Annotated in this window: 10 protein-coding genes; all 10 read right to left on the reverse strand. The window is 33.4% G+C overall.

What is annotated here, in order from left to right; translation table 11 throughout:
• Positions 1–6 precede the first annotated feature (6 nt).
• On the reverse strand, positions 7–729 hold the full coding sequence (pyrH, locus tag LQ615_RS04125) for a UMP kinase (RefSeq protein WP_016998611.1): 723 nt from the start codon (positions 727–729) through the stop codon (positions 7–9).
• An 81-nt stretch (positions 730–810) separates the two neighbouring features.
• Complete coding sequence (tsf, locus tag LQ615_RS04130) at positions 811–1,695, reverse strand: translation elongation factor Ts (protein ID WP_016998610.1); 885 nt, start codon at positions 1,693–1,695, stop codon at positions 811–813.
• Positions 1,696–1,795: 100 nt separating this feature from the next.
• Positions 1,796–2,572 carry a 30S ribosomal protein S2 gene (gene rpsB / locus LQ615_RS04135; RefSeq protein WP_016998609.1) on the reverse strand — a complete coding sequence of 259 codons (777 nt, stop codon included), beginning with the start codon at positions 2,570–2,572 and terminating at the stop codon, positions 1,796–1,798.
• Positions 2,573–2,732: 160 nt separating this feature from the next.
• A complete protein-coding gene (codY, locus tag LQ615_RS04140) occupies positions 2,733–3,506 on the reverse strand; it encodes a GTP-sensing pleiotropic transcriptional regulator CodY (RefSeq protein WP_016998608.1) in 774 nt (257 codons plus the stop codon).
• A 19-nt stretch (positions 3,507–3,525) separates the two neighbouring features.
• Positions 3,526–4,908, reverse strand: a complete 1,383-nt coding sequence (hslU, locus tag LQ615_RS04145; RefSeq protein WP_369964561.1) for an ATP-dependent protease ATPase subunit HslU — start codon at positions 4,906–4,908, stop codon at positions 3,526–3,528.
• A 36-nt stretch (positions 4,909–4,944) separates the two neighbouring features.
• On the reverse strand, positions 4,945–5,487 hold the full coding sequence (gene hslV, locus LQ615_RS04150) for an ATP-dependent protease subunit HslV (RefSeq protein WP_016998606.1): 543 nt from the start codon (positions 5,485–5,487) through the stop codon (positions 4,945–4,947).
• 12 nt (positions 5,488–5,499) lie between these two features.
• Complete coding sequence (xerC, locus tag LQ615_RS04155; RefSeq protein WP_016998605.1) at positions 5,500–6,378, reverse strand: tyrosine recombinase XerC; 879 nt, start codon at positions 6,376–6,378, stop codon at positions 5,500–5,502.
• A gap of 63 nt (positions 6,379–6,441) precedes the next feature.
• Positions 6,442–7,746 carry an FADH(2)-oxidizing methylenetetrahydrofolate--tRNA-(uracil(54)-C(5))-methyltransferase TrmFO gene (gene trmFO / locus LQ615_RS04160; RefSeq protein ID WP_064211586.1) on the reverse strand — a complete coding sequence of 435 codons (1,305 nt, stop codon included), beginning with the start codon at positions 7,744–7,746 and terminating at the stop codon, positions 6,442–6,444.
• A gap of 184 nt (positions 7,747–7,930) precedes the next feature.
• On the reverse strand, positions 7,931–10,003 hold the full coding sequence (gene topA, locus LQ615_RS04165; RefSeq protein WP_016998603.1) for a type I DNA topoisomerase: 2,073 nt from the start codon (positions 10,001–10,003) through the stop codon (positions 7,931–7,933).
• A gap of 106 nt (positions 10,004–10,109) precedes the next feature.
• Positions 10,110–10,982, reverse strand: a complete 873-nt coding sequence (dprA, locus tag LQ615_RS04170) for a DNA-processing protein DprA (protein WP_064211588.1) — start codon at positions 10,980–10,982, stop codon at positions 10,110–10,112.
• Positions 10,983–11,700: the final 718 nt, after the last annotated feature.

Below are 11,700 nucleotides of genomic sequence, written 5' to 3' on the forward strand. Positions count from 1 at the left end.
TCGTGTTTATTTTGTAATAATCGTACCGATTTCTTCACCTTGAACGGCACGTTTAATATTTCCTTCTTCCATTATCGAGAATACAACAAGTGGGATGTCGTTGTCCATACAAAACGATGATGCAGTTGAATCCATCACTTGTAATCCTTCTTGTAACATTTGAATATATGTCAATCTTTCGTATTTTTCTGCATTAGGATCTTTTTTAGGGTCAGCAGAATAAACACCATCTACATTATTTTTACCCATTAAGATAACATCAGCTTCAACTTCAGCAGCTCTTAATGCTGCAGTTGTATCAGTTGAGAAATACGGATTGCCGATACCTGCTGCAAATATAACGACTCTCTTTTTTTCTAAATGACGGATTGCACGTCTTCTAATATAAGGCTCTGCAACTTGTTTCATTTCTATTGATGTTAATACTCTTGTATCACAGTCCAATTGTTCTAAACTGTCTTGTAAAGCTAGAGCATTCATTACTGTCGCCAACATACCCATATAATCAGCTGTACCGCGATCCATTCCTAAATCGCTACCTGTTTTTCCTCTCCAAATGTTTCCGCCACCAACAATAACTGCAACTTCGCAGTCCATTTGAGCTACTTCTGAAACTTGTTGAGCAATACTTTTTATTACAACTGGGTTAATACCAAAACCTGAATCTCCGGCTAAGGCTTCTCCACTTAATTTAAGAACGACGCGTTTATATTTAGAATTTTTTGTCATCTCGATCCCTCTCTATGCTTATAATTAGGTCTTAATATAACGAAAGAAGACACAAGACGTGTCTTCTTTCAAAAGGTAACCTTAGTTACCTCCCATTTGTCCTTTTACTTCATCAGCAAAGTTATCAGAACGTTTTTCGATACCTTCCCCAACTTCGTAACGAACGAAATCTACAAGCACGCCGCCATCTGTTTTCAAGAATTCAGCAACAGTTTGATCTGGGTTTTTAACAAATGCTTGGTCTACAGCACAGATTTCTTCTAAATATTTACGCATTCTACCTTCTACCATTTTTTCAACGATATTTTCAGGTTTGCCTTCGTTTAATGCTTGTTGTTTAAGAATTTCTTTTTCGTGCTCTAATTCTTCTTCAGAAACTTGGTCACGAGAAACAAATTTAGGGTTTAAAGCTGCGATGTGCATAGCAACGTCTTTAGCAGCTTCAGCATTAGTAGAACCTTCAACAAGAGTTAACACACCGATACGTCCACCCATGTGTAGGTATTCGCCGAATGCATCGTTATCTGTTTTAGTTTTTATAGTGAATCTACGTAAAGTTAATTTTTCACCAATAGTTGAAATAGCTTCATTCATTTTTTCTTCTACAGTTTGTCCATTAGCTAATTTAGAAGCGTTTAATTCATCAACATCAGCTGGTTTAACTTCAAGAATATGATCAGCCATTTCTTTTACTAAGTTTTGGAAACCTTCGTTACGAGCAACAAAGTCAGTTTCAGAGTTTAATTCAAGGATTACAGCTTCGTTACCTTTAGAAGCAACATATGTTGTACCTTCTGCTGCTACACGGTCAGCTTTTTTAGCTGCTTTAGCAATTCCTTTTTCACGTAAAAAGTCTACCGCTTTATCGATGTCACCATCTGTTTCTGTTAAAGCTTTTTTACAGTCCATCATACCTGCGCCAGTTTTTTCACGTAATTCTTTGACAAGTTTAGCTGATATAGCCATATTAAATTCCTCCATTTATATAAATAATCAATTATAAAAAATTTAGTAATTCTTTCTAAAAAAAGGTGATAAGTTATAGAACCTTATCACCTTTTTGAAATTATGCTTCAGTAGTTTCAGTTGATTCTTCTTTAGGTGCTTGTTCAGTTTCGTTTAAGTCGATGTTTTGCTCTTCAGCAACATCTTCATTTGAAACGCCTTGTTGACCTTCAATAATAGCATCTGCCATTTTACCAGTTAACAATTTAACAGCACGGATAGCATCATCGTTCGCAGGGATAACATAGTCGATTTCATCTGGATCACAGTTTGTATCAACAATACCAACGATTGGAATGTTTAATTTGTGTGCTTCAGCAATTGCGTTACGCTCTTTACGAGGGTCAACTACGAATAATGCTTGAGGCATTGATTTCATATCACGAATACCGCCTAAGAATTTGATTAAACGGTCGTATTCTTTTTTAATTTCTACAACTTCTTTTTTAGGTAGTACATCAAATGTACCGTCTTCTTCCATTTTTTCAATTTCAGAAATACGTTTTACACGTTTAGAAATTGTTTTATAGTTAGTTAAGATACCACCTAACCATCTTTGGTTAACGTAGTAGTGACCAGCACGTTCAGCTTCTTCTTTAACTGACTCTTGTGCTTGTTTTTTAGTACCTACGAATAATACTTTACCGCCTTCTTCTGAAACAGATTTAATAAAGTTGTATGCTTCATCAACTTTTTTAACTGTTTTTTGTAGGTCGATAATGTAGATACCGTTTCTTTCAGTAAAGATATACTTTTTCATTTTTGGGTTCCAACGGCGTGTTTGGTGACCGAAGTGAACTCCTGCTTCTAGCAATTGTTTCATTGAGATAACTGCCATAATAAATTCCTCCTAATTGGTTTTATTCCGCCATAATCACATATTATAGTAACAACAATCAAAATGTTGCACCAAACTATAATTTACGTGAATATGTGTGAATTTGGCTTTTTCAGCCGTTGTTAAATATATCATATTTAGCTTAACTCATCAAGTATTTTTATTTAGTTATTCCTAACTCATCTAAGAAACGTTCTTTTTTAATTCTTATGAACGTACCCTTCATACCTAACGAGCGTGATTCAATAACGCCAGCACTTTCAAGTTTTCTTAAAGCATTTACAATAACTGATCTAGTTATACCAACACGGTCAGCTACTTTAGATGCAACTAGTAATCCTTCTGGAGCACCTAATTCTTCAAAGATATGTTCAATTGCTTCTCTTTCAGAATAAGATAAAGAGTTGATTGCCATATTAATAGCAGCTTTATCTCGAGCTTCTTGTTCAATTTCGTTATGCTTTTCTCTTAATATTTCCATACCGATAACAGTCGCTGCATATTCACCTAAAACTAAATCGTTGTCGTTAAAGTCTTGAGTAACACGTCCAACAACCAAAGTACCTAAGCGTTCACCACCACCTAAAATCGGGAAAATAGTTGTTTGGCTATCTTCAAATAATTCTTTGTTTTCTGGTGGGAAAACAGTTAACACATCATCAATTCCAATGTTTTCTTTAGTTTGGCTTACGTGCATTAATTGGTCAGTGTATTCTTTTGGTATATGTCTATCTTCTAACATTTGTATAATTCTATCATTGCTTAATAATTCATTTAAACTTGAACCTAAAATTTTACCTCTTCTTGAAACGATAAAAACATTTGTTACTGTTACATCACTTATTGTTTTAGCCATGTCTTTAAAATCTACAGCTATCCCTTTATGTTTTTGTAGTAATGTATTTAATTCTCTTGTCTTTGATAATAAACTCATTTAATTTTTGCTCCTTTTTTTATAATATAAATGCACTTAAATCTTTATTCGTTGCGATTGATTCTAATTTTTGATTTACATATTCAGGTGTAATATCTACTACTGCATTTGGCATATTAGAAGCTTCAAAAGATAAGTCTTCTAACATTTTTTCTAATATCGTGTGTAATCTTCGAGCACCAATATTATCTGTTTCTTGATTAACTTGGAATGCAATCTCAGCTAATCTGTTAATTGCATCATCTGTAAAGTTTATAGTAACCATTTCAGTTTCAAGTAATGCTTTATATTGTTCAAGAAGAGATTGTTTTGGTTCTTTTAATATTTTCACAAAATCTTCTGTAGTTAAACTTTCTAACTCAACACGGATTGGGAATCTCCCTTGTAATTCTGGGATTAAATCGCTCGGTTTCGACATGTGGAAGGCACCTGCGCCAATAAATAAAATATGTTCAGTATTCACAGAACCATATTTAGTTTGGATTACACTACCTTCAACAATTGGTAAAATATCTCTTTGTACACCTTGTCGTGAAACATCTTGTCCACCACTGTTATTACTTACAGCAATTTTATCAATTTCATCTATAAAGACCATGCCCATTTGTTCAGTAAGTTGAATTGCTTCTTCGTTCACTGATTCTTGATCGATTAATTCATTCGCAATTTCGTCGATTAAGATTTTTCTAGCAGATTTAACAGGCAAGTTTCTTTCTATTTTTTTCTTCGGCATCATTTGAGAAAGCATGTCTTGCATTTGCGGATTATTTTCCATACCCATCATGCCTAATGATTGTTGTTCTTGTTCTACTTTAATTTTTACTATTTCCTCTTCTAATTCTCCATTAAGAAGTTGTTTCTTTATATCTTCACGTTTTGTTTTGATTTCTTCTGTTGGTGCTTCTTCCTCTTCTTGTTGTTGATTAAAGTTTGGAAATTGACCGCCGAATAAAGATTCTAATGGATTACCTGTATTAGTTTGCGCTTTTTTCTTCATGCTCGGAACGAGTAGTTTCACTAAACGTTCATTCGCTTTTTTCTTTGCATCCTCTAATACACCTTTTTTCTTTTCTTCTTTAACGATACGTCGACCAACTTCAACTAAATCACGTATCATACTTTCCACATCACGTCCGACATATCCGACTTCTGTGAATTTTGTTGCTTCAACTTTTACAAATGGTGCACCTACAAGTCTAGCCATTCTTCTAGCAATTTCTGTTTTACCAACACCTGTTGGTCCAATCATCAATATATTTTTAGGGATGATTTCATTTCTTAACTGTTCTTCTAATAAACTTCTTCTATATCTGTTTCTTAATGCAATTGCAACTTTTCGTTTTGCATCTTGTTGACCAATGATGTGATCATTTAAACGATCAACAATATCATGTGGTGTCATTTTTAATTGATTTTGTGACAACCTGGAACCCTCCATTTAAATTTCTTCTACTCTGATTTCATGGTTAGTAAATACACAAATATCTGCTGCAGTATTCAATGAAGCTTCAGCAATTTCTCTAGCTGATAAATTAGGGGCATATGATTTCAATGCCCGACCAGCGCTTAGCGCATAGTTCCCACCAGATCCGATGGCGATTATGCCATCATCAGGTTCTATCACTTCGCCAGTACCACTTACTACAAGTAGATCCGTTTCATTCATAACGATTAACATTGCCTCTAACTGACGCAACATTTTGTCGCCTCTCCACTCTTGGGCAAGCTCTACAGCAGCTCTCGTTAAATTACCACTATATTCTTGTAACTTAACTTCAAATTTTTCAAATAATGTAAACGCATCGGCAACACTACCAGCAAAACCAGCAACAACTTTATCATGATAAAGCCTACGCACTTTTCTAGCAGTTTGTTTCATGATAACTTGTTCGCCTAATGTCACTTGTCCATCTCCTGCCATTGCAGAATGTCCATTGTGTCTAATTGCAAATATTGTTGTAGCATGTAATGTTGAACTCATTTTAATTCTCCTTTATGCACGGGGATGTGCAGATAAATATACTTTTCTTAATTGATCTTTTGTAACATGTGTATATTGACTCGTTGTAGACAAACTTTCATGACCTAATAAACTTTGAACCGTTCTCATATCTGCACCTTGATTTAATAAATGTGTCGCGAATGTATGGCGCAATTTATGGGGGTGGATGTGATAAACGCCTTGAGTACGTTTAACAATTTCATTCAAAGCATATCTTATGCCACGCTCAGTAATAGCTTGTCCACGCATATTAACAATTAAATAATCATGGTCTATTTTTAACTGACTTCTAAAATTATCAATATAATCTATTATTGCACTTTGACAATATTCACCAAAAGGTACAACTCTTTCTTTATTACCTTTTCCTAATACTTTCACAAAAGAATAATCCAAATCTATATCATCTAATTGAATATGAACTAATTCTGAAACACGAATTCCTGTTGCATATAATAATTCCAATATGACTTTGTCTCTAATATTTGTTCTTTTTCCATCATTTAATGTTTCAAATAGTTTTTCCATTTCTTCTTCATAGAAGAAACTTGGTAAATGATGTTCTTTTTTAGGATGAACAAGTTGAATAAACGGGTTTTGTATATCACTGTCTACACTCATCCAATATTGGTATAAAGATCTCAGTGTTGAGATTTTACGTGATACACTTGTACGTTTATGCTCTTTATCATACAAAAATGCAAGGTATCTCCTTGCATCCTTATATTCAAATTCTTTTAATGACAAATGTTCCGTCTTCAAGAAATTGTTAAATTCAATTAAATCAAGTTCATAAGCATTCAATGTATGCGTAGAAAAGTGTTTTTCATACATTAACATATTTAAGAATTGTTGTTCTATAGCATGCATTTATACTCACTCCTCAATTTATCTGAATTGTATCACAATTATTATAAATCTTAAAATAATTTACTATAACATTACTTTAAATGAATCTAAGTGTTTCAATGCACGATTTGCTAGCTTTTCATAACGTTCTTTTTTATCTTTTATACGTTTTTCTAATGTAGGTAAGAGACCAAAGTTAGCATTCATCGGTTGGAAGTTTTTATTATTATTTGCATGTGTAATATAGTAAGCCATACTACCGATAATTGTTTCTCTTGGGAATACTATTGGTTCCAAATTCGATACTAATTTACTCGCATTAATACCTGCAATTAAACCACTCGCTGCACTTTCTACGTATCCTTCAACTCCAGTCATTTGACCAGCAAAGAATAAGTCATTACGTGATTTCAATTGGTAAGTTTCTTTTAACGCGTTCGGCGAATTAATGAAAGTATTTCTATGCATAACGCCATAACGTACAATATCAACATTTTCTAATCCAGGAATCAATGAAATCACTTCTTTTTGAGCGCCCCATTTTAAATGTGTTTGAAAACCTACAATATTATATAGCGTGCCTGCTGCATCATCTTGTCGTAATTGAACCACTGCATATGGACGTTTCCCCGTCTTAGGATCTTCTAAACCTACTGGCTTCATTGGCCCAAATAAAAGAGTTTTCTTACCTCTTTCAGCCATGACTTCAAAAGGCATACACCCTTCAAAATAAATTTCTTTCTCAAATTCCTTTAAAGGTACTACTTCTGCTTGAATAAGCGCTTCATAAAATCTATCAAATTCTTCTTCTGTCATTGGACAATTTAAATATGCCGCGTCACCTTTATCATAGCGCGATTTCAAATAAACTTTATCCATATCAATTGAATCTTTCTCAATGATTGGTGCAGCTGCATCGTAGAAATATAATTGTTCTTCCCCAGTAATATTGATAATTTCTTGTGTCAAACTTTGTGTTGTAAGAGGTCCAGTTGCTATAATTGTTGGCCCATCAGGTATTTTTGTAATCTCTTCATTCATTACAGTTATGTTAGGATGATTTCTTAAAGTATCAGTAATATACCCCGCAAAATCATGTCTATCTACAGCCAATGCTCCTCCCGCAGGAACACGTGCATTATCAGCAGCTCTTATAATAAGTGAATCGAGTTGTCTCATTTCTTCCTTTAGAACACCAACAGCATTTGTAAGTTGATTACCTCTCAAAGAATTAGAACAAACTAATTCAGCAAATTTATCAGTATGATGAGCTGGCGTATTTTTGACTGGCCTCATTTCATATAAGTTAACATTTATCCCTTTTTTGGCGATTTGATAAGCCGCTTCCGACCCAGCTAGACCAGCGCCAATAACATTTATTGAAGTCATATTAAATGCCTCCTATTTCCACATTTTTATATTCCATATTGAATTGTATAACAAATCTGAATTTAATCAAATAATAAACTAAAGCAAATTTTTAAAAATTAGTGACAATTTACTGTTTTTACCAATAAACAAAAAAACAAGTGCAAAAAATTATCTATACCGATAACTTTTTGCACTTCACACATTATTTCTGTTCTTGTTCTTTATAATCACAATTTGGACAAATAACTTGTGCAGATTTTCCTTTTTTACGTTCAACTAAAACTGTATCACATTTTGGACATGAACGATCTAATGGTCTATCCCATGATGTATAATCACATTCAGGATATCTTGAGCAACCGAAGAAAATACGATTTTTCTTAGATTTACGCTCTACCACTTCGCCTTCTTTACACTTCGGACATTTAACACCAATCGTTTTAATAATTGCTTTTGTATTTCTACACTCAGGGAAATTAGAACAAGCCATAAACTTCCCGTATCTTCCCATTTTATAAACCATAGGTGAACCGCATAATTCACAATCTTCTCCTGCAGGCTCATCTTTAATTTCTATTTTTTCCATTTCTTCTTCTGCTCTAGCAACATCAATTTTGAAGTTCTCATAGAACATGTCGATAACTTTCTTCCATTCTATTTCGCCTTCAGCGACTTTATCTAATAGTGTTTCCATATTAACTGTAAAGTCTACATCGATAATTTCAGGGAAGTATTCTTTCACTGATTCATGAACAATTTCACCAAGTTCAGTTGGTATAAAACGTTTTTGATCAAGTTTGACGTAATTTCGTTTTTGTATTGTGTCAATTGTTGGAGCATAAGTAGATGGTCTACCAATTTTTAATTCTTCCATTGTTTTTACTAAACGCGCTTCCGTATATCTTGGTGGTGGTTGCGTAAAGTGTTGTTTAGGATCAATTTTCTCAGCAGTAACGATATCTCCTTTTTCTAATGGAGGCAATTTACCATCTTTCTCTTCATCTTGATCATCTTTAGCTTCAACATATACTTTCATGAAACCTTTAAATTTAATCGTTTGACCATTTGCTCTGAATTTTAAATCGCCTTGCGTTATATCTGCAGCTACTGTATCTGCTATTGCAGGAGCCATTTGACTCGCCATAAATCTTTCCCATATCAGCTTGTACAATCTATGTTGATCTCTAGATAAAAATGCCTTCATTTGTTCTGGCGTTCTAGCAACACTTGTAGGTCTTACTGCTTCGTGGGCATCTTGTGCACCTTGTTTACCTTTAGTAGCTTTTGCTTTTGATAAATATTCTTTACCATATTCATTTTCAATAAATGTTGCTGCTTCAGCTTGTGCTGTTTCTGATATACGTGTGGAGTCAGTTCTCATATATGTGATTAACCCGACAGTACCTTGCTTTTTAAGATCTATACCTTCATATAATTGTTGAGCAAGCATCATTGTTTTTCTAGCTTTGAAATTCAATTTACGCGAAGCTTCTTGTTGTAATGAAGAAGTTGTAAATGATTTAGCGGGGTGTCTTAATTTTTCTTTTTTCGTTACTTGTGTAACTTCAAATTTGTCCCCATCTAATTGTGTTGTAATTTTTTTAACATCACCTTCATTTTTCAACTTAACTGGTTTGCTTTTCTCATGTAAGAATTTAGCAGAAAACGTTTTTGTTTTATGTTTGAATAAACCTTCTATTGTCCAATACTCTTCAGGTTTAAAATTATTAATTTCATTTTCACGATCAATCACAAGTCGTAATGCTACTGATTGAACACGTCCTGCAGATAAACCTTTTTTCACTTTCTTCCATAAAACTGGTGATATATTATAACCTACTAGTCTATCTAATATTCTACGTGCTTGTTGAGCATCAACTAACTCATGTTCGATTTCTCTTGGATGCTTAAAACTTTCTTTTACAGCATCTTTCGTAATTTCATTAAATACTACTCGTGATTTTTTATTTTCATCTATATCTAATATATGTGCTAAATGCCAAGCAATCGCTTCACCTTCTCGGTCAGGGTCACTCGCAAGATAAACGTTTTTAGCTTTTTTTGCATGACGTTTTAAATCTTTAACGACTGGTCCTTTACCTCGAATAGTTATATATCTAGGTTCATAATAATTATCTACATCTACACCCATTTGACTACGAGGCAAATCTCTAACATGCCCCATAGAAGCGATGACTTTATATTTTTTTCCTAAATATTTTTCAATGGTTTTAGCTTTTGCAGGCGATTCGACAATGACAAGATTTTCTGCCAAAGTAACTCCCCCTTGCTATTCTATTGATTACAAATGTAAATGATAAACTGATAAATTCAGCTTTGTCAATTAAAATATTTTTTCAAACCTTTCAATTTGTTCCATTTTACCTAAAATCTTCAAGTATATCTTCAGGCGTTTGTATAAGTTTAGCACCTTCTTGAATTCGTTTATTTACGCCTTTACTCAAGCTCTGGAATATAGTACCAGGACAACAATAAACATTACGATTTTGATCTAACGCTTGATCAATTGTAATAAGTGATCCACTTCGTTCATTTGCTTCAGTAACTAAAACGCCTTGAGACAAACCGCTTATAATTCTGTTTCTCTCAGGAAAACGCCATTTCTGTAACTTAACATTAGGATAATATTCACTTATTACTAAATGATGCTTTCTCATAAACAAATTTATATAATCTGTAGATTTTGGATAATGGTAATTCAGTCCAAAAGCCGCAACACCAATCGTGTGACCACCTTGATCTATCGTTTTTAGATGAGCGAAATAATCCGCGCCCATTGCTAAACCAGATACAATCGTGATATTAGCTTTAACTAAACTTGGTATTAATGTATCACAAATCTGTTCAGTATAGGTAGTTGCTTTACGAGAACCAACAATTGCGAGCATTTTTGAATGATTTAATAAATTCATATCACCTTGCCCAAATAACATTAATGGATAATCGTAAATCTGCTTCAGTAAATTAGGATAACCCGACTGGTTCGAAAAGACAAATTTAATATTCTGAGCTTCGATGTTTTTTACTAGCTCCTCTATATCACTATCTCGATACCTATTATACATTGCAAACATTTTATTATAATTAAAATTCGATTTGGAAATGAAATTTAAGAACTCATCATGATCATCAATAAAATTTAAACTTGTATCATAACTTAACATTTTATGTAAATGCCTAGTCGTAAAACCAGCGTAAGTTAATTTTAAAACTATTTCTTGATTAAAATTCATAATTATTGCTCCTTCTATAGTGTAGAATATGTGAGGTTGGAATAGTGGATTGTGTAGTGGATATTGATTTGAATTTGAGGTTTATTATTGTTTTGATGGGTTTTGCGTGCGTTAACGGGCTTGTTTTTTCACTCTTGCATGTTACATTTTCTAACGAGCTTGTTATATTTGTCTTGCAGGTTAGAGCATTTCTTTCTCTATATTTCATTGGATTTTTTTAAGTTTCAACTGATCTTTATGCGCTAACGGGCTTGTTTTTTCGCTCGTGCACGTTACGTTTTCTAACGAGCTTGTTCTATCCATCTTGCACGTTAGAGCACTTCTTTCGCTATATTTCATTAGATTTTTTTTAAGTTTCAACTGATTTTTATACGCTAACGGGCTTGTTTTTTCACTCGTGCACGTTACATTTTCTAACGAGCTTGTTATATTTGTCTTGCACGTTAGAGCACTTCTTTCGCTATATTTCATTCGATTTTTTTATGTTTCAACTGATTTTTATACGCTAACGGGCTTGTTTTTTCACTCGTGCACGTTACGTTTTCTAACGAGCTTGTTCTATCCATCTTGCACATTAGAGCACTTCTTTCTCTATATTTCATTCGATTTTTTTAAGTTTCAACTGATTTTTAAGTCAAGTCCATATTTATGTGTAATATCTTTAGAAGTAATCAACCATTGGTTTTTTAGAATGTATTAACAAAATAAATCTGTTTGA

This window comes from Mammaliicoccus sp. C-M13 (assembly GCF_022386845.1).
GTDB lineage: Bacteria > Bacillota > Bacilli > Staphylococcales > Staphylococcaceae > Mammaliicoccus > Mammaliicoccus lentus.